Source organism: Microbulbifer maximicatervae (SeqCode) (genome assembly GCF_052467825.1).
The window spans coordinates 362,517-379,812 of the sequence record NZ_CP174327.1 but is presented as its reverse complement, the minus strand read 5'-3'; the positions used below and the strand labels follow the sequence as shown (position 1 = coordinate 379,812).

General features: G+C 52.6%; 17 protein-coding genes. 13 read left to right on the top strand and 4 right to left on the bottom strand.

Annotated elements, in window-relative coordinates; genetic code table 11:
- Positions 1–23 precede the first annotated feature (23 nt).
- Positions 24–623 carry a pyridoxamine 5'-phosphate oxidase family protein gene (locus tag ACJJII_RS01720; protein WP_444918087.1) on the top strand — a complete coding sequence of 200 codons (600 nt, stop codon included), beginning with the start codon at positions 24–26 and terminating at the stop codon, positions 621–623.
- Positions 624–651: 28 nt separating this feature from the next.
- Here ACJJII_RS01720 and ACJJII_RS01715 read toward each other — a convergent pair whose 3' ends face one another.
- Both ACJJII_RS01715 and ACJJII_RS01710 read right to left on the bottom strand, forming a co-directional pair.
- Positions 652–1,626: a S41 family peptidase gene (locus ACJJII_RS01715; protein ID WP_444918086.1), complete on the bottom strand. Its 975-nt coding sequence runs from the start codon at positions 1,624–1,626 to the stop codon at positions 652–654.
- A 2-nt stretch (positions 1,627–1,628) separates the two neighbouring features.
- On the bottom strand, positions 1,629–2,099 hold the full coding sequence (locus ACJJII_RS01710; RefSeq protein ID WP_444896232.1) for a MarR family winged helix-turn-helix transcriptional regulator: 471 nt from the start codon (positions 2,097–2,099) through the stop codon (positions 1,629–1,631).
- 264 nt (positions 2,100–2,363) lie between these two features.
- Here ACJJII_RS01710 and ACJJII_RS01705 point away from each other — a divergent pair, with 264 nt between their 5' ends.
- The 3 genes from ACJJII_RS01705 (at position 2,364) to ACJJII_RS01695 (ending at position 6,434) form a co-directional block, all read left to right on the top strand.
- Entirely contained in the window at positions 2,364–5,216 is a 2,853-nt protein-coding gene (locus tag ACJJII_RS01705; protein WP_444918085.1) for an ExeM/NucH family extracellular endonuclease, read from the top strand.
- 456 nt (positions 5,217–5,672) lie between these two features.
- Complete coding sequence (locus ACJJII_RS01700) at positions 5,673–6,041, top strand: hypothetical protein (protein ID WP_413663153.1); 369 nt, start codon at positions 5,673–5,675, stop codon at positions 6,039–6,041.
- A gap of 30 nt (positions 6,042–6,071) precedes the next feature.
- Positions 6,072–6,434, top strand: coding sequence for a VOC family protein (locus tag ACJJII_RS01695; RefSeq protein WP_413663152.1), 363 nt, complete (start codon positions 6,072–6,074; stop codon positions 6,432–6,434).
- Positions 6,435–6,500: 66 nt separating this feature from the next.
- On the opposite strand, the gene ACJJII_RS01690 is transcribed toward ACJJII_RS01695, so the two are convergent.
- The gene (locus ACJJII_RS01690) at positions 6,501–7,763 is read right to left on the bottom strand and encodes a 6-phosphofructokinase (protein WP_282931458.1); all 1,263 of its coding nucleotides are present in this window, start codon (positions 7,761–7,763) and stop codon (positions 6,501–6,503) included.
- A gap of 287 nt (positions 7,764–8,050) precedes the next feature.
- Here ACJJII_RS01690 and mpl point away from each other — a divergent pair, with 287 nt between their 5' ends.
- The 4 genes from mpl to ACJJII_RS01670 all read left to right on the top strand — a co-directional run bounded on the left by mpl (position 8,051) and on the right by ACJJII_RS01670 (position 13,105).
- On the top strand, positions 8,051–9,433 hold the full coding sequence (mpl, locus tag ACJJII_RS01685) for a UDP-N-acetylmuramate:L-alanyl-gamma-D-glutamyl-meso-diaminopimelate ligase (RefSeq protein ID WP_444918084.1): 1,383 nt from the start codon (positions 8,051–8,053) through the stop codon (positions 9,431–9,433).
- Positions 9,434–9,464: 31 nt separating this feature from the next.
- Positions 9,465–10,127 (top strand): flavin prenyltransferase UbiX, encoded by a 663-nt coding sequence (locus tag ACJJII_RS01680; RefSeq protein ID WP_444891899.1) that lies wholly within the window; start codon positions 9,465–9,467, stop codon positions 10,125–10,127.
- On the top strand, positions 10,117–10,404 hold the full coding sequence (locus tag ACJJII_RS01675; protein WP_282931461.1) for an Rdx family protein: 288 nt from the start codon (positions 10,117–10,119) through the stop codon (positions 10,402–10,404). The genes ACJJII_RS01680 and ACJJII_RS01675 overlap by 11 nt, the downstream gene beginning before the upstream one ends.
- Positions 10,405–10,522: 118 nt before the next feature.
- Positions 10,523–13,105, top strand: coding sequence for an efflux RND transporter permease subunit (locus ACJJII_RS01670; protein WP_444918083.1), 2,583 nt, complete (start codon positions 10,523–10,525; stop codon positions 13,103–13,105).
- Between the two features lie 72 nt (positions 13,106–13,177).
- On the opposite strand, the gene ACJJII_RS01665 is transcribed toward ACJJII_RS01670, so the two are convergent.
- Positions 13,178–13,459 carry a peptidylprolyl isomerase gene (locus ACJJII_RS01665; protein ID WP_282931463.1) on the bottom strand — a complete coding sequence of 94 codons (282 nt, stop codon included), beginning with the start codon at positions 13,457–13,459 and terminating at the stop codon, positions 13,178–13,180.
- 194 nt (positions 13,460–13,653) lie between these two features.
- Here ACJJII_RS01665 and ACJJII_RS01660 point away from each other — a divergent pair, with 194 nt between their 5' ends.
- From ACJJII_RS01660 to rlmH, 5 genes are all read left to right on the top strand, one after another.
- A complete protein-coding gene (locus tag ACJJII_RS01660; RefSeq protein WP_444911418.1) occupies positions 13,654–14,229 on the top strand; it encodes an LON peptidase substrate-binding domain-containing protein in 576 nt (191 codons plus the stop codon).
- 96 nt (positions 14,230–14,325) lie between these two features.
- The gene (locus ACJJII_RS01655) at positions 14,326–15,609 is read left to right on the top strand and encodes a glutamate-5-semialdehyde dehydrogenase (RefSeq protein ID WP_444918082.1); all 1,284 of its coding nucleotides are present in this window, start codon (positions 14,326–14,328) and stop codon (positions 15,607–15,609) included.
- 48 nt (positions 15,610–15,657) lie between these two features.
- Entirely contained in the window at positions 15,658–16,341 is a 684-nt protein-coding gene (nadD, locus tag ACJJII_RS01650; protein WP_444918081.1) for a nicotinate-nucleotide adenylyltransferase, read from the top strand.
- The gene (gene rsfS / locus ACJJII_RS01645) at positions 16,338–16,715 is read left to right on the top strand and encodes a ribosome silencing factor (RefSeq protein WP_413663146.1); all 378 of its coding nucleotides are present in this window, start codon (positions 16,338–16,340) and stop codon (positions 16,713–16,715) included. Before nadD ends, rsfS begins: the two co-directional genes overlap by 4 nt.
- A gap of 5 nt (positions 16,716–16,720) precedes the next feature.
- On the top strand, positions 16,721–17,197 hold the full coding sequence (gene rlmH, locus ACJJII_RS01640; protein ID WP_444896240.1) for a 23S rRNA (pseudouridine(1915)-N(3))-methyltransferase RlmH: 477 nt from the start codon (positions 16,721–16,723) through the stop codon (positions 17,195–17,197).
- Positions 17,198–17,296 lie beyond the last annotated feature (99 nt).

Below are 17,296 nucleotides of genomic sequence, written 5' to 3'. Positions count from 1 at the left end.
CAGAGTGAATTAAAGGAGGTTTTATGAATTTACATTCGCCAATCTCTGATGAATTGCCAACCTCAGCGAAGAGTCGTGTACGTCGTGCCCCGAAACGTGCCAGTTATCGGCGAGAGGATGTTTATAAGCTTGTCGACGAGCTAAAACTGGGCCATGTCGGTTTTATTGAAGACGGTGAAGTCATCATTATTCCTTTAACCATTTGGCGCCTGGGGGAGTTTTTGTATTTTCACCTGGCTAACAAGAGCCGGCTACAAAAACTATTGGAGGCAGGAGAACAGGTCTGTATTTCATTTGCCCGCTGCGATGAGTGGGTACTGGCCAAGTCAGCTTATCATCACAGTGCTAATTATCGCTCTGCGGTATTGTTTTGCCGAGGTGAGAGGGTCAAAAAGCAGCGGGAATTTGATGCGGTTTTTAAAGCGATTATTGACGATATAGAGCCGGGGCGCTGGGATCAGGTGCGCCTCCCCAGCCTACAGGAGCGCAAGGGAACAGCTTTGATGCGCCTGACCATAGTGGAGGGGGCTTTCAAAAGCCGAACTGGCGCACCATCAGATAATCAAGAGGACTTGGCTCTGCCTGTATGGAGTGGGGTCAAGCCTGTGTGCCCGTTTCGCTAGTGTTCAATTTAGCAAAGTAAAGGGAGCCTTATAGGGCCTCTGCCACTACTTTTAATGCGATTTGAATGATCTCCTGTTGGCCGGCTTCAATATCGGGGATCACACCCTGTCCTTCCCAGTTGGGGCGGCTGCCGACAATCGTAGAAACCGGGCGTTTATCTGGGATACCGATTTCAAAGCCATAGGGGAGGGGTTGGGGAGACTCCATCATATGTGCCCCACCGGCGCTGGCATTACCGACAATCGTGGCTCGGCCCAGCTGTTGTAGTGCGAAGGCGGTACTCTCAGATGCAGAGAAGGATCTCCCATCAATCAGAATGACCATTGGTCTGTCACTCCCATAGCTGGGCCAGGGTTGAGGTGAAATACGTTTCGGTATTTCTCTCCCCTTGCGGCTTTCAATAACAAAGGGAAAGGGAGAATGGGGATCAATAAATGACTGCAGAACAGCATTGGCGGTTTCTTCGTCTCCGCCGCCATTACTGCGTAAATCGAGTATTAGGCCCTCGCTGTGGCGAAGCAGAGTGAAAGCAGCAGCGAGGGTATGGCGAGCATTTTCAAAGGTGTGGAAGGAGGAGAGGGAAAGGTAGCCAATGTTACCGGGAAGAATTTCAATTTTCTTAACGCCGTAGTTATTGCTGGGCGCTTCAGCCTGCCACTGTTCAATCCAATTATGGGCTTCTTTTTGGTTATCTATATGCTCTATATAGAAATGCTTATCACCGGAAAGGGTGCGAATTTCTTTGGTAAGTGCGCTGGCTAATTGTTGGTAGTCACTACAAAGATGATTAAAGTGTTTGGATTCTGCCAGTCTATTGAGTTGAGCGGATAGCGCCTGTCCTTTTTCCTCCAATATATAGTGCTTCTGAATAGCTACTGCAGCAGCTTTAATAACCGGGCCTGTCTCAAACTGGCAGGAACTCATTGCGCCGGAACTTGCCGCGAGAGAGATGGAAAAAAAACTGATTAATACCGCTAAACTCATCTTGAGTTGGCGTTTCATATTTATGTAGCCTCTATTGATAGATTTTCTTGTATCCGCTCTAAATAAGGACGTTTCTCTAAAGCTTGAATTGTTTGATTGAGCAGCTCTGATAGTTCTGTCGGTAATTCGCTATTGAGGGACTGCTCAGCTTCCAGAGTTGCTATCCACTGCTGTTTTAACTTGGGTATCAACGCACTGCCTTTGCGGGTCAAGCGTATTTTGCGCTGGCGAGCATCTTCTCCAGAAGAGGTCTGTACCAGCCCTTGTTTAATCATGTCTTTTACAGTTTGACTCACTGCGGGCTGGGAAATGTGGGTGCTCGCTACCACCTCACTAATGGTGATATCTCTCTTGTGGATAAGTGCACGCATTATCGGGGTGTAGCGGGGTTTGTAATTCTCCAGGCCACAGGCCCTATAGCTCTCTGCTACATCGCCATCCAGTAATTCCAGAATGTGACGAAGCTGAGTCCCCAGTTGGCTGTATTTCATAAAAGCTGCTCCATAAGCACTTATATAAGTGACTATATAATTTTTGGCGAACTTTTCAAGCTTCTTTGCCGCTATTCATCACCCCGCACAAATTCTTTGGCGCTTTTTTTGCATTGTGTGGCGAGTTTGGCGGGTTTTGTGTGAAATGGATTTTTGAACAAAGAGCTGAAATTTAAATTTCATATTTCATTCATCGAACTTTAGGAATTAACCGCCAATCTTTGCGCCGCGTGATCTGTGTCAGGTACGAGTGAAGAGAACATTATGAAAGAGATTGGCTTGGCTGCCCTTGCAGCCCTGGGGTTACCATTTTTGGCTGAAGAGGTCCAAGCCAGCGACCTCATTATTTCTGAATATATCGAGGGCAGTAGCAATAATAAGGCCCTTGAAATTTACAATGGCACGGGTGCAGCGGTTGACCTCAGTAGCTACAGCATTGAACTTTACTTCAATGGCTCCTCTGCGGCGGCTTCAACCATCGCCCTAAGTGGCAGCTTGGCAGACGGCGATGTTTACGTATTCGCCCACGCTAGTGCTGATTCCTCAATCCTGTCAGTAGCCGATCAGATTTATACCAGCGGCCTGTTTAACGGGGATGATGCGGTTGCCCTGAGTGGCCCCAATGGATATGTGGATGTTATCGGCCAGATCGGTGTTGATCCCGGTAGCCAATGGGGCGATAGTGGCCTGGGCACCCAAAATCAAACCTTAATCCGCGACTGGGGTGTGAGCGAAGGCCGTGTTGATGGCAGCACGGATTTTGACCCAGGCTCAGAGTGGTCTAGCCTGGGGCAGGATGACTTTTCCAACCTCGGCTGGCACAGCGAAGACGGCACTGGTGGTGGAGATGACGGCGGTGATGACGATGTTGTTCTCGGCGATTGTGGAGATGTTTCTACATTAATCAGCCAGATTCAGGGTGATGAGTTTGAAAGCGCTCTGGAAGATGAGCGCCACGTAATTGAAGCGGTTGTTGTTGGTGATTTCCAAGATACCAGCACCGGCCTTTCCGGCTTCTTCCTGCAAGAGGAAGACAGTGACCAGGATGGCCAGATCAATACCTCTGAGGGGCTGTTTGTACACGACAAAGGCTTCGGTGTAGATGTGCAAGTCGGAGACTTGGTTCGCGTCGGTGGTGTGGTTACTGAATACTATGACTTTACCGAATTAGATGAGGTTGATGGCGTTACGGTTTGCGGTAGCGGCTACAGTGTCACTGCCGAGGAAGTCTCCCTGCCGTTTAGTTCTGCTGAAGAGCAGGAGCAATACGAGGGGATGTTGGTTGAGTTCCCGCAAGCCCTGATGGTGAATGACCACTATAACCTGGGGCGCTATGGTGAAGTCACCCTGGCCAATGGCCGTCTCTATATTCCCACCCACAACAATGAGCCTGGGGTTGCAGCCGTAGCACAGGAAAGTGCTAACGATCTGAACAGGATTGTGCTGGACGATGGTTCCAGCGTGCAGAACCCGGAAGCGGTGCCGTACCCGGACTCCGGTCTCAGTGCCAGTAATACCTTACGCAATGGCGATACGGTAGAGGGGTTGCGCGGAGTAATGGGGTATAGCTACAGCGCCTACCGAGTACATCCCGTGGAGGCGCCAGAATTTGTTGCTGCCAACCTGCGTGAAAGCGCTCCACAATTACCGGGTAAGGGCAGTTTAAAGATCGCCAGCTTTAATGTTCTGAATTATTTTAATGGCGATGGTTATGGCGGCGGTTTCCCTACCTCCCGTGGGGCTGATACTGAAGAAGAATTCCTGCGCCAGAGAAATAAAATTATCTCCGCTATTTTAGGCCTGGATGCCGATGTAGTTGGCTTAATGGAAATTGAGAACGATGGCTACGGTTCGGAAAGTGCTATTCAGGATTTAATTAATGGTCTTAACGCGGCTACTGGCAGTGAAAACTATCAATTTATTAATCCAGACCTGGCTCAACTGGGCACCGATGAAATTACTGTGGGGCTGATTTATCGCAGCGATCGGGTAATGCCTATAGGCGCTGCTGCGACAACTGATAGCTATCCCTTTGATGACGGTAACCGCCAACCACTGCTGCAGGCTTTTGCCGAACTATCAAGTGGTGAAGAGCTGGCCGTGGTGGTCAATCACTTTAAATCAAAGGGAAGTTGTCCTGACGATGGTAGTTTGAACGATGATCTGGGTGATGGACAGGGCTGCTGGAACTCGCTGCGCACCGAAGCCGCAGATGCCCTGGTTTCATGGATTGATTCTGACCCGACAGGTAGCGGCACCGATCGTGTTCTGGTGCTCGGTGACCTCAATAGCTACGCCCGTGAAAACCCAATTAGCACTCTAAAGGACGCTGGTTACGCTGATTTGTTGGAGGTTTTCGGTGAAGGAGAAGCTTACTCCTATGTCTACAGCGGTGAGTCCGGCTACTTGGATCACGCCCTCGCCAGTGAATCACTGGCTCCTTTGGTAACAGGTGCGGCCGATTGGCATATCAATGCCGACGAGCCTCGGGTGCTGGATTACAACATCGAGAATAAAACCGATGAGCAGGTGGAGAGTTTCTACTCGACTGATGCATTCCGCGCTTCAGATCACGATCCGCTTGTGGTTGAACTGGATCTGGGGGCAGATAACCAGGAGCCGGTTGCTGGGTTTGAGTGGGGTGTTGAAGGCTTCGAAGTGAACTACTTCGACAGCAGCATCGATACCGATGGCACTATCGTTAGCTGGGCCTGGGATTTTGGTGATGGCACTACCAGTACTGAGCAAAACCCCAGTCATAGCTACGATGCAGCAGGCACTTATTCAGTAATCCTCCAGGTTGAGGACGATAGGGGAGCGATCTCCACTGTTGAGCAGCTTGTACCACTTGAAGAAGTTGTTGATCTTCGGGCTGATTTTAAAGTCCACAGCTTCCTGCGCTGGGTGTGGGTTGAAGAGCGCAGTAGTTACGATGGCGACGGTAACCTGAGCTATGAGTGGGACTTTGGTGATGGCACCAGCCGCTCCGGCCCCATGGCACTGCATCGCTATGCCACCGGTGGTAGTTATGAAATTACCCTGACTGTGAAAGACGATTTCGGTAATGAAGATAAAGCCTACCGTGAAATTGAGATTCGCAAGCCGTTTTGGCACTGAGATGGATATCAACAACAATAAATAATTAACTCCACATATTGAACGGTCGGATATTAAGGCAAGAGATATTCGGCCGTTTTCTTTCCTCCCCATGTTAATTACGTATTTTTCATCTTTACCTCCTTGGGCATATGCCCGAGTGTTTCACTTCCTCGTTTTCATATTGGTAGCCCGGCAAGACTCCATTGCGAGCCATTAAAATCTTTATTATATGGATTATTGGAGGGGAAAGTGTTTGTGCGTGCCCGATCCCTGAATTGGAAAAAGACTTGAGTAAAATGCCTAAGATGTCTTTCTGGAGTATTGAGGTATCATTGGGGCCTATCGGAGACGTATCAAAATAGATAAATATTTAATGCAAGGAGTGTCGTTTTCAGTCAGCGTGTGTTTTATTGCTTCAGGTAAATCAGTTACTAGTGATCAGCGAAGCTATTAAACCACTGGGGGAGACATAGTTTGCAGGCATTTAAGACATTGGAAGGTTTAAGCCTGGAATGGACCGGCACCCACTATTCAAAACAAGGTGATTTCCCCGACCTTTCTACCCACACGGTAACCTATGAAACCGCGACACATTGTTACGTTACGGCGTCGGGAAAGTTAGTTGGGGAAGCTTCATATACCTATGAAGCCATGGACGATAGGATGGCGGCGTTGATTTATCGGCCTGATATATATCAGGGGCGAAAAGGTGTGGTGCTTTATGCGATGCTCGATTTTGTACAGATGATGGATCGCGCCATTATTCTCTATCAGGATCGGCCACTAGCGTTGGCAAATGGCAGTTTTCAGGTGGTGAATACCCCTGTGCGACCTACAGCCTGAAAATTGAAAAATAAGGAAAATGGTGAGCTTATGAGAGAGTGCGAGAAAATTAATTATATTGAGTTGCCCTCCAGGGATTTGGGTAAGACAAAAGCATTCTTTACCGAGGCATTTAATTGGACTTTTACCGATTACGGCCCGGAGTACACCGCTTTTTCAAATGCTGGATTGGACGGTGGCTTTTTCAAGGCAGAGTTGCAGAGCACTACTGAAAATGGATCTGCATTAGTGGTGTTATACAGCCGCGACCTGGAGGGTACCCTGGAGAAGGTCACGCGATGCGGAGCCGAAATAGCCAAGCCAATTTTCCCGTTTCCCGGTGGCAGGCGCTTCCATTTTAGGGAACCTTGCGGCAATGAATTTGCGGTTTGGTCTGATGTGGAATCTGCGTAGAGGCGTTTACAGAAAAAAGCCCCCGATTTTACTCGGAGGCTTTTGGGACACTGGCAACCGTTTCTATTAAGCTTCGAAATCGGTACCCAGCTTCTTTTCCACCAGCTGCTTTTTCAGGGTGGCGTATTGGGGAATGCCATTTTTGTAGGGAGGGTAGTCCTCGCCTTGAATCAATGGCAGCAGGTACTTGCGTCCCTCTTCAGTAATTCCAAAGCCGTCTTCGCTGATATATTCGCGCGGCATAAATTTTTCTACGTTGGCGACTTCAGACAGTGGTGCCTCTGCGATGGACCAGCTGTACTCTTCACCTTCTGCGCGAATAATGGCTGGCATAATGGCATTTTTGCCCGCTACAGCCATTTCCACTGCAGCGCGACCTACGGCGTAGGCTTGCTCAACGTCGGTAGCAGAAGCGATATGGCGGGCGGCGCGCTGGAGGTAATCTGCCAGGGCCCAGTGGTACTTCAGGCCGAGTTCGCTTTTGACCATGTTGGCCAGGGTCGGTGCAACACCGCCCAGCTGCTTGTGACCAAAGGCGTCGGTGGTGCCGGCATCGGCAAGGAAGGTGCCGTCGCCGTACTGGGCTCCTTCGGAGGCGACGATAACGCAGTAGCCTTTCTCGTCTACGGTCTTTTGTACCTTGGCGAGGAACTTCTCTTTATCGAAAGCGATTTCCGGGAACAGGATAATGTGGGGTGCATCGCCTTCCTGTTCTTGGGCCAGAGCGCCGGCAGCGGCAATCCAGCCCGCGTGACGGCCCATCACCTCGAGAATAAATACTTTGGTAGAAGTGGCGCACATGGAGGCCACGTCCATTGCCGCTTCCTTGGTGGACACAGCAACATATTTGGCAACGGAGCCAAAGCCCGGGCAGTTGTCGGTCAGGGGCAGGTCGTTATCCACAGTTTTGGGAATATGGATGGCCTGGATTGGATAACCCATGGTCTCGGACAGTTGGGATACTTTCAGGCAGGTGTCTGCGGAGTCGCCACCACCGTTGTAAAAGAAGTATCCAATATTGTGCGCTTTGAAGACTTCGATCAGGCGCTCGTATTCTGCGCGGTTCTCTTCCAGGCTCTTCAGCTTATAGCGGCAGGAACCAAAGGCACCGGAGGGGGTGTGGCGCAGTGCAGCAATATCCTCTGCGCTCTCTTGGCTCACGTCGATCAGCTCCTCGCGCAGCGCGCCGAGAATACCGTTTAGCCCTGCGTAGACATTGCCAATCTGGTCCGGGTTTTCACGCGCAGCTTCAATTACGCCGCAGGCGGATGCGTTGATCACGGCGGTAACGCCACCGGACTGCGCATAAAAGGCGTTCTTTTTCGACATGGTTATCCTGTGCTTATAGAGATATAGAGAAGTATCCCGATCCGGTAGTCCGCCTCGCATCTAGTTTTAAACATTTGTGCCAGTGGGGATAACCGGGAGCTCGTATCGGGTGTCGACCCTTTCGGGAAAATTCCTACCACCGTACCGGGGATGAGGCCGACCAATGCGGGGGCGGAGTCTAATGGAATAGCGAGTAAATTGCATGGTAACTGGGGTATTTGGCAATTACTGGCCCGAATTGCCGTGTTAAGCTTGCGCCGCAACCCGTAGGAGTACATTTTTCCGCTATGCATATTCATATTCTAGGTATTTGCGGCACATTTATGGGCAGTTTGGCCCAACTGGCGGTGGCGGAAGGGCACCGCGTAACCGGCAGTGACGCCAATGTTTATCCACCTATGAGCACCCAGTTGCAACAGGCGGGTATCCAAATTACCGAGGGCTATGATCCCGCACAGCTGGAGCCCGTCCCGGACCTGGTGATTATTGGTAATGCCATGTCCCGGGGAAATCCGGCGGTAGAGGCGGTGTTGGAAAAAGGGTTGGCTTACACCTCTGGCGCCCAGTGGTTGTGCGATCATTTCCTGGGTGGCCGCTGGGTATTGGCGGTTTCCGGAACCCACGGTAAAACCACCACCGCCAGTATGCTGGCCTGGATTTTGGAAGCGGCAGATATGCAGCCCGGCTTCCTGATTGGTGGAGTTCCGGCTAATTTTGGTGTCTCTGCTCGTTTGGGAGAGTCTCCCTTCTTTATTGTCGAGGCGGATGAGTATGACACTGCCTTTTTCGACAAGCGTTCCAAGTTTGTGCACTACCGCCCGCGCACGGTGATTATCAACAATCTCGAATTTGACCACGCAGATATCTTTGAGGACCTGGCGGCAATCCAGAAACAATTCCATCACCTGGTACGAACTGTGCCTGCTAGCGGCCTGATAGTGGCCTCTGCCGAAGAGAATGTAGAGCAGGTGCTTGATAAAGGCTGCTGGAGTGAAGTGCAGCGGGTTGGCAGCGAGTCTGCCGAAGGTGTGCGAGTGGGTGATTGGTGCGCAGTGGATATTGCCGCCGATGGCAGCAGTTTTACGGTTCAGTTCAAAGGCGAAGCTGTGGCGCGGGTCGAGTGGGACCTGACCGGGCAGCACAATGTGCAAAATGGCCTCGCGGCTATGGCTGCGGCGCGGCATGTGGGTGTCACCCCAGATTTGAATGCGGCAGCTCTGGCACGCTTCCAGGGGGTTAAACGCCGTATGGAGTGCCTGGGAGAAGTGGCCGGCATCCGTGTTTACGATGATTTTGCCCATCACCCTACCGCGATTGAATCCACCCTCAATGGTCTGCGGGCGAAGGTAGGGGAGGATAAAATCATTGCCCTGATTGAACCGCGTTCCAATACCATGCGTATGGGAGTGCACCAGGGCAAGCTGGCCGACTCCTGCTCCGGAGCCGATATGGTGCTCTGGTATCAGCCTGAGGGAGTTAACTGGTCCCTGGAAGACGTCGCCCACCACTCATCGGTGCCGGCCAAAACTTTTGATTCGATTGAAGATGGTGTGGAATCTGTGTTGCAGCTAGCCGATTCCGGTAGCCATATCGTAGTGATGAGCAACGGCGGCTTTGGCGGTATCCACCAGCGCCTTATCGGTGCCCTGGAACAGAAATACGATCTCTAAGTCAGAAGACTAATGTTTCCTGCGCAGTCCTATGCTCGCAGGGCTTAATAAGGTATCGACTTTGCATCAATCCTCTTTCGAAAAGACCGTGACCCTGGCTATGACCGGGGCCTCCGGCGCTCAGTATGGTTTGCGCCTGTTGCAATGCCTGCTGGCATCGAATGTGCGCGTGTGGTTGCTGTTGTCTGAGGCGGCTCAGGTGGTCATCAACACCGAAACTGATATGCAGTTGCCGGAGGGCGATGAGCGCGAGTTGCAGAATTTCCTCGCCGATCGTTTTGCCGCGCAGGAAGGCCAGCTGACCCTTTTCAGCAAGCGCGATTGGTTTTCCCCGGTGGCTTCTGGAACCGGGGCGCCAGCCAGTATGGTGATCTGCCCGGCAAGTGGTGGCACCTTGTCTGCGGTGGCCTGTGGAGCATCGAACAACCTGATTGAGCGGGCTGCGGATGTAGCCCTGAAAGAGCGCCGCCAGCTCATTCTGGTTCCCCGCGAGGCGCCTTACTCCGAGATTCACCTGGAAAATATGCTGAAACTCACCCGCATGGGGGCCATGATCCTGCCGGCCAGCCCTGGCTTTTACCAGAGGCCCAGTTCGGTGGAAGATATTGTGGACTTCGTGGTGGCGCGGTTGCTCGACCAGTTGGGCATCGAGCAGAAGCTGTTGCCCAGCTGGGGAGAGCAGGATGGGCAATGAGATAAAACCGAGTATTACGATTCACTACTGTGTGCAGTGCAACTGGATGTTGCGAGCCACCTGGATGGCCCAGGAATTGCTGCACACTTTCGCCGATGACCTCAATCAGGTTGCATTGCAACCGGGTACTGGGGGAGTATTCGAGATTCGGATTGGCGAAATTTTGATCTGGGAGCGCAAGCGTGACGGCGGCTTTCCCGGTGCTAAGGAGCTCAAACGTCGCGTCAGGGATACCCTGTTTCCCGAACGCGACCTGGGGCATATCGACAATCCCTGAAAAAAGTTCCAATAAAACGGTGCGGTGGCAAATTTTAGGTTTGCTAATTCATCGCATAGGCGAACAATATGCGCGCCGCAATGCGGCCAGTTTTTAGTTTGGAAAGAAGCGGAAATTTATGCTGTCAGCTTTACAGAAGTCTTATGAATACTTGGTGACCAAGCGGCCCGCTGTGGTGTTGGTGGTTATCGGCCTGTTAACCCTGCTGGCAGCCCTCGGATTGTCCCGCCTGAAGATCGACGCCTCTGCCGATTCCCTCACTCTGGAAGCTGATAAATCCCTGGATTATTTCCGCGAGATTTCCGAGCGCTATGCCAGTGGCGACTTCCTGGTTGTCACTTACCGCTCCAAGACTGGGGACCTGTTCAGTGATGAGTCCCTGGAAACCCTGGGCAAGTTGCGGGATGAATTGGCCAAGGTAGATGGTGTGTCCAGTGTGCAGAGCATTCTCGATGTCCCACTGCTGTACAGCCCCAAGCTGGTTCTCACCGATATCAGCGATGAGGTGCGCACGCTCGCCAGGCCCGATGTCGATCGGGATATGGCCCGGCAAGAGTTCCTCTCAAGCCCGATTTATCGGGAGTTGATCCTGAGCCCGGACGGGCAGACGACCGCCATTCTGGCGAACCTGAAACTGGATAGCCGCGGCATTGAGATGGTGCGCGAGCGGGATGCTTTGCGCAGCAAGCGCAATACAGAGGGACTGACCCCGGAAGAGGCCGTTCGCCTGGAGGAGATCAGCGCGGTCTATCTGGCCCATCGTACTGAGCAAGAGAAAATTGCCCACCAGCGAGTCGATACCGTGCGTGCAATTCTGGCTGGCTACAACGGCGAAGCGGAGCTGTTCCTCGGTGGTGTCACCATGATTACCGCCGATATGATCTCGTTTATTAAAAGCGACCTGCTGGTATTCGGTGTGGGGATCCTCGCTTTTATCGTGATTACCCTGTTGCTGATTTTCCGCCAGCCGCGCTGGGTGCTGTTGCCGCTGATGACTTGTGTTACCACTGCGGTGGTGATGCTGGGGCTACTCGGCTGGCTGGATTGGCGACTGACAGTGATCTCGGCCAACTTTGTCGCACTGCTGTTAATTATTACCTTGGCAATTACCATCCACCTGGCGGTGCGCTACCGGGAATATATTGCCCAGAACCCGGATTGGAATCTTGAAAAGCTGGTATTGCAGACAGTGCGCTTTATGGCCAAGCCCTGCCTGTATACCGCACTGACCACCATCGTGGCTTTTGTGTCCCTGGTGGTGAGCGGCATTCGCCCGGTTATCGATTTTGGCTGGATGATGACGATGGGTGTGACTGTGGCTCTGCTGCTGTCGTTCCTTATTATTCCCAGTTTCCTGATGGTGCTGCCGAAGCGTGTGGGCAGTGTGAGTGCAGATAACTCCCACGCATTTACCCTGCAGTTTTCCCGCTTTGCTGAGCGCCACAAGTTTGTGGTGCTAGGTATTTCACTGCTGGCAGCCGTCGTGAGTGTGGTGGGTATATCCCAGCTGAAAGTGGAAAACCGCTTTATCGATTACTTCGATGATTCCACGGAAATTTATCAGGGCATGCTGGTGATTGACCGCCGCTTGGGTGGCACTGTGACCTTGGATATTATTCTGGATCAGCCCGAGGAGCAGGAGGCAGCTTTCGAGGGAGAAGAAGATCCGTTTGCGATGGAAGCAGAGGAAGATCCCTTCGCTGTAGAAGAGGACCCCTTTGCCTCCGATGATCCATTTGGCGGTGAAGAGGAGTCAGTGGAGCAGAGCTACTGGTTTACGGTTGCCGGTTTGGCAAAGCTGGAGCAGCTGCATGATTACCTGGAGGAGCAGCCGGAGATAGGCAAGGTTCAATCTCTGGCGACCCTGTATAAAGTTGCCGTGGATCTGAATGGCGGTCCCCTCAATGACTTTGAGCTGGCGGTGGCCAATACCAGCCTGCCGGCCGAAATTCGCTCTGTTCTGGTAGACCCCTATTTATCTGTGGAGAACAACCAGGCTCGTATCACCCTGCGGGTGATGGAGACAGACCCCACCCTGCGTCGCGATGAGCTGATCCAGCGTATCTACAACTACGCTCACAATGAGATGGGCATAGCTCCAGAGAATGTTCATCAGACCGGCCTGTTGGTTCTGTACAACAATATGTTGCAGAGCCTGTTTAAATCCCAGATCCTGACCCTGGGTGCCGTCTTTGTCGGAATCCTGCTGATGTTCCTGGTGCTATTCCGCTCTCTGTGGATTGCTCTGATTGCACTGGTGCCAAATATGCTGGCGGCCTGTGTGGTACTTGGTGGTATGGGGCTCGCGGGTATTCCGCTGGATATGATGACCATCACTATCGCCGCGATTACCGTGGGTATCGGGGTGGATCACGCGATTCACTACCTGTATCGCTTCCGCGCGGAGTTTGCCAAAGATGGCAATTACCTGGCGACCATGCACCGCAGCCATGCAACGATTGGCCGTGCCATGTTCTACACGGCGATCACGATTATTGTCGGTTTCTCAATTTTGGCGCTGTCGAAGTTTGTTCCGTCGATCTATTTCGGCCTCCTAACCGCGCTGGCGATGTCCGCCGCACTGTTGGGTTCCCTGACACTTCTGCCCCTGTTGCTGGTGATGTTCAAGCCGCTCGGTCGTCAAAGGCAAGCTGATAAAGTTGAGCCCGAGGCACCGATGCAGGAGGCGCCCAGCGCCTGAATCGAAGAAATTTGAAATATAAAAAAGCCGGGATAACCCCGGCTTTTTTTATGTCTGCTCAACAGTCGGGCCTCAGTCCTGGCGGCTGGTAATTTCCAGCAGGTGGTAGCCAAACTGGGTTTTGACTGGGCCATGCACCTTATGCAGCTCTTCGGAAAATACGACCTTGTCAAATTCGGGAACCATCATTCCCTTGCTGAAAGAGCCCAGGTCACCGCCGGAACGGCTAGAGGGGCACTGGGAGTACTGCTCGGCAATTTTACCGAAGTCAGCGCCGTTCTCGATTTGCTGTTTCAGGTCCTGGCACTGCTGTTCATTTTCAACCAGGATATGGCGAGCGGTTGCTGTAGGCATGAAAAATCTCCGTTTGGTCAATTTACCGCAGCAGCTTAAAGGCTGGGTGTTGGGCTTGCCAGCGACAATTACCGCAAAGTGGAAAAACTTGCTCCCAATCCAACCGGTTGGCGGTAAAAAGTCTCTTAACCTGCCGCAGAGTTCCCTAGGGCGATGTTATCTTTAGGGTACACAAAAAATAATGAGTGATGACTTTGCAACAGATACCCCTTTTTCCCCTGAGTGTCCCTCTATACCCCGGCGTGACTTTGCCCCTGCGGATTTTTGAGCAGCGCTATATTCACCTTGTCAGTGAGTCCATGAAAACCAATAGCGGCTTCGGCATTGTTTTGATTCGCTCCGGGGGCGAAGTGGGGCGCGCTTCAGTATGGCCTCTCGGTGTTTATGTCGACATCGTGGATTGGGGGCAGGGTGAGGGAGGGCTGCTAAATGTGGAGGTTAAAGGTCGGCGTCGCTTTCGCATTGTCCACACCCGTCGCGCAGAAGATGACCTGCTTCTGGGGGACGTGGAATGGATACCAGATGAAGATGAAAAGCCGATTCCGGCGGATTGCGATGGTCTTCTGTCGGTATTGGAGGAGTTGAAGGAGCGGGCACAGACGCTATCACTTAAATTTGAGCCGGTGGAGTCTGCGGACTCACTTTCCTGGCAATTGGCTCAGCTTCTGCCATTGGAGGATAAGGTTCGCACCGATCTGCTGGCGGTAGAAGATCCTCTTATGCGACTTGCTACTATCGCCGAGAACCTGGACCGTTGGACGCGGGAATAGCTAGATACAAAGCTGTGCGGCCCGGTAATCGGCACTTTAAACCGGGTCTCGCTGGGTTATACTGCGCGGCCGACCGGATTTTGCACGGAGAGCCAAGTGACCGCCACAGACACCGCTGATCAGCAATCCACTCGCGCCAAGCTCGAACAAATGGGGCGCGCCGCCCGTACCGCCGCCAAACAGATAGCTGCCGCGGATACCTCCACCAAGAATAATGCTCTCAAAGCCATCGCTGCCCAACTGGAGACTCAGCGGGTGTCTCTACTGAAGGCCAATGCATTGGATATGCAGGCGGGTCGCGAGCGCGGCCTGGATGCGGCTCTTCTGGATCGTCTGGAGCTTAACGATGCCCGCATCGATGGCATGATCGAGGGCTTGGTGCAGGTGGCAGAGCTGCCCGACCCGGTGGGAGAAGTTGAAGATTTACGCTATCGCCCCAGCGGTATTCAAGTGGGCAAAATGCGTGTGCCCCTAGGGGTGGTGGGCATTATTTATGAGTCCAGGCCCAATGTGACCATTGATGCAGCGAGCCTGTGCTTAAAATCCGGCAATGCCACAATTTTGCGTGGAGGCAGTGAAGCGCTGCACTCGAACAAGGCAATTGCCACCTGTATTACCGCTGGCTTGCGAGAAGCGGGTTTACCGGAAACGGCGGTGCAGGTTGTCGATACCACCGATCGAGCAGCGGTGGGTGCCCTGATCACCATGCCGGAATATGTGGATGTGATTGTACCCAGGGGCGGAACCGGCCTGATTGAAAGGGTCAGTCGCGAAGCCCGGGTGCCGGTGATCAAACACCTACACGGTGTTTGTCATGTGTATATCGATGATCGGGCTGACCTGGACAAAGCTTTCGATATCGCACTCAATGCCAAGACCCATCGCTATGGTGTTTGTAACGCCATGGAGACACTTTTAGTTGCCGAGACGGTTGCTGTGGATATACTGCCGCGCTTGGCGCATGCCTACGAAGAAAAAGGGGTTGAATTGCGCGGTTGTGACCGCACCCGTGAAATTATTCCTCACTGTGCTGCAGCGACAGAAGATGACTGGAGTACGGAGTACCTTGCCCCGGTTCTGGCTGTGCGTGTTGTTGCGGATATGGAAGCGGCTATGGAGCATATTGCCTGTTACGGATCCGGCCACACCGAGGCAATTGTCACCCAGGATTACAGTCGCAGCCGCCGCTTTATGAGTGCTGTGGATGCCAGCTCAGTGATGATTAATGCCTCAACCCGCTTTGCTGACGGTTTCGAGTACGGCTTGGGGGCGGAAATTGGTATCAGTACTGATAAAATCCACGCCCGTGGCCCGGTTGGCCTGGAAGGGCTCACTTCGCAAAAATGGATTGTGTTCGGGGATGGCCATATCCGGCAATAAGCACTTTTCCAGTTGGGGCAGCGAGTGCGAGGGGTACGATAAATAATTGTGGCGAGCAAAAGGCATACGTTGGCCCTGTTTGGGGGAACCTTTGATCCGATCCATCTCGGTCATTTACGCATGGCGCTGGAGCTGCGCCAGGTGCTCGAATTTGATGAAATGCGCTTGCTACCCAGCCACCAGCCCGCCCACCGGCAGACGCCAGGTGTATCGTCCCGCCAGCGCAGTGAAATGCTGGCTCTGGCGCTGGAGGGGTGTGAGGAACTCACCCTGGATGAGCGAGAACTCCATCGTGGCGGAGCTACTTATACGGTAGATACCCTGGAGGAGCTGCGCAGTGAACTGGGAGGTGAAGCCTCCATCAGTTTCTGCATGGGATTGGACTCCCTATTGAGTCTGCACCGCTGGCACCGCTGGGAGCGCCTCTTGGAGCTGGCACATCTGGTGGTGGTAACAAGGCCGGGCTGGCACCTGCCAGATCGCGATAGCGAAGAGCATGGCCCTCTGGCAGAACTGCTGGAGAATCATCGGGGCACGGTTGCAGACTTGCATACACGAGCATGTGGTTGCCTGCTGTTGCGGGAGCAGACCATGTTGCCAATTTCCGCGACGCAAATTCGCGAAATAATTAAAAGTGGCCAGTCGCCACGCTATTTACTGCCCGCAACTGTGTTGCAGTACATAGAAGATCATCGACTTTATACAGAGGTTGCTTCGGGCGACCCGCAATGAATCAAGGTGTTATGACAAATATTAAAGATATCGCTCTCAATGCGCTGGAAGATTTGAAAGGTAAGGATATTGTTTCCCTGGATGTTTCCGGACTTTCAGATGTAATGGACAATCTGTTGATCTGTACTGGTACTTCCAGTCGTCAGGTTAAATCCCTGGCAGAGAACGTTGTAGACGAACTGAAAAAAGAAGGTATTCGCCCCATTGGTGTTGAAGGTGTCGACCAGGGCGAGTGGGTATTAGTCGACTACGGTGACTTGGTTGTCCACGTGATGCTCGCAGATGTTCGCGGTTTCTACGACCTGGAAAAACTCTGGTCTATGACTCCGAATACCCGTGACGATGCCGATGGCAGTGATCCGCACCAGGGTTAATTGCTGTGAAAATCCGCATTCTTGCCGCCGGTGGAAAAATGCCGGCTTGGGTGCAGGAGGGCTACGCCGAGTACGCTAAGCGCCTGCCCCGGGAAATTGCTCTGGAAATGGTGGAAATTCCACTCGGCCAACGAGGCCAAAAGAGCTCTGCAGCCCTGATTGAAAAAGCGCGAAAAAAAGAGGGCGAGGCGATGCTCGCCGCTTTGGGACCGCGGGACCACGTGGTAGCGCTCGATGTGAAAGGCAAGCCCTGGAGTACCGAGCAGTTGTCGGCGCAATTAAGTGATTGGCAAATGCTTGGGGAAAATATCAGCCTGTTAATTGGCGGGCCCGACGGTTTATCCGAAGACTGCCTCGCCCGTGCACGCCAGCGCTGGTCTCTGTCCCCACTGACCTTGCCACACCCGCTGGTGAGGGTGGTTCTGGCTGAACAAATTTATCGCGCCTGGACATTATTGGCCGGCCATCCCTACCACAAATAAAATATTTGCGATAAGTCGCGGAGAGATTTGCCGACTCGGTTCTCTCTCCTGACTCGCCCTGTGTTAATGTAGGGAATTAGATTTTTTGCACGCCAGTCA

What these genes read in the sequence shown, in the direction of transcription:
- mpl (WP_444918084.1), top strand. Translation starts at nt 8,051, where the DNA reads ATGCATATTCATATTCTAGGTATTTGCGGCACATTTATGGGCAGTTTG.
- ACJJII_RS01675 (WP_282931461.1), top strand. Translation starts at nt 10,117, where the DNA reads ATGGGCAATGAGATAAAACCGAGTATTACGATTCACTACTGTGTGCAG.
- ACJJII_RS01670 (WP_444918083.1), top strand. Translation starts at nt 10,523, where the DNA reads ATGCTGTCAGCTTTACAGAAGTCTTATGAATACTTGGTGACCAAGCGG.
- ACJJII_RS01710 (WP_444896232.1), bottom strand. Translation starts at nt 2,099, where the DNA reads ATGAAATACAGCCAACTGGGGACTCAGCTTCGTCACATTCTGGAATTA.
- ACJJII_RS01680 (WP_444891899.1), top strand. Translation starts at nt 9,465, where the DNA reads ATGCTCGCAGGGCTTAATAAGGTATCGACTTTGCATCAATCCTCTTTC.
- ACJJII_RS01695 (WP_413663152.1), top strand. Translation starts at nt 6,072, where the DNA reads ATGAGAGAGTGCGAGAAAATTAATTATATTGAGTTGCCCTCCAGGGAT.
- ACJJII_RS01690 (WP_282931458.1), bottom strand. Translation starts at nt 7,763, where the DNA reads ATGTCGAAAAAGAACGCCTTTTATGCGCAGTCCGGTGGCGTTACCGCC.
- ACJJII_RS01715 (WP_444918086.1), bottom strand. Translation starts at nt 1,626, where the DNA reads ATGAAACGCCAACTCAAGATGAGTTTAGCGGTATTAATCAGTTTTTTT.
- ACJJII_RS01720 (WP_444918087.1), top strand. Translation starts at nt 24, where the DNA reads ATGAATTTACATTCGCCAATCTCTGATGAATTGCCAACCTCAGCGAAG.
- rsfS (WP_413663146.1), top strand. Translation starts at nt 16,338, where the DNA reads ATGAATCAAGGTGTTATGACAAATATTAAAGATATCGCTCTCAATGCG.
- ACJJII_RS01665 (WP_282931463.1), bottom strand. Translation starts at nt 13,459, where the DNA reads ATGCCTACAGCAACCGCTCGCCATATCCTGGTTGAAAATGAACAGCAG.
- ACJJII_RS01705 (WP_444918085.1), top strand. Translation starts at nt 2,364, where the DNA reads ATGAAAGAGATTGGCTTGGCTGCCCTTGCAGCCCTGGGGTTACCATTT.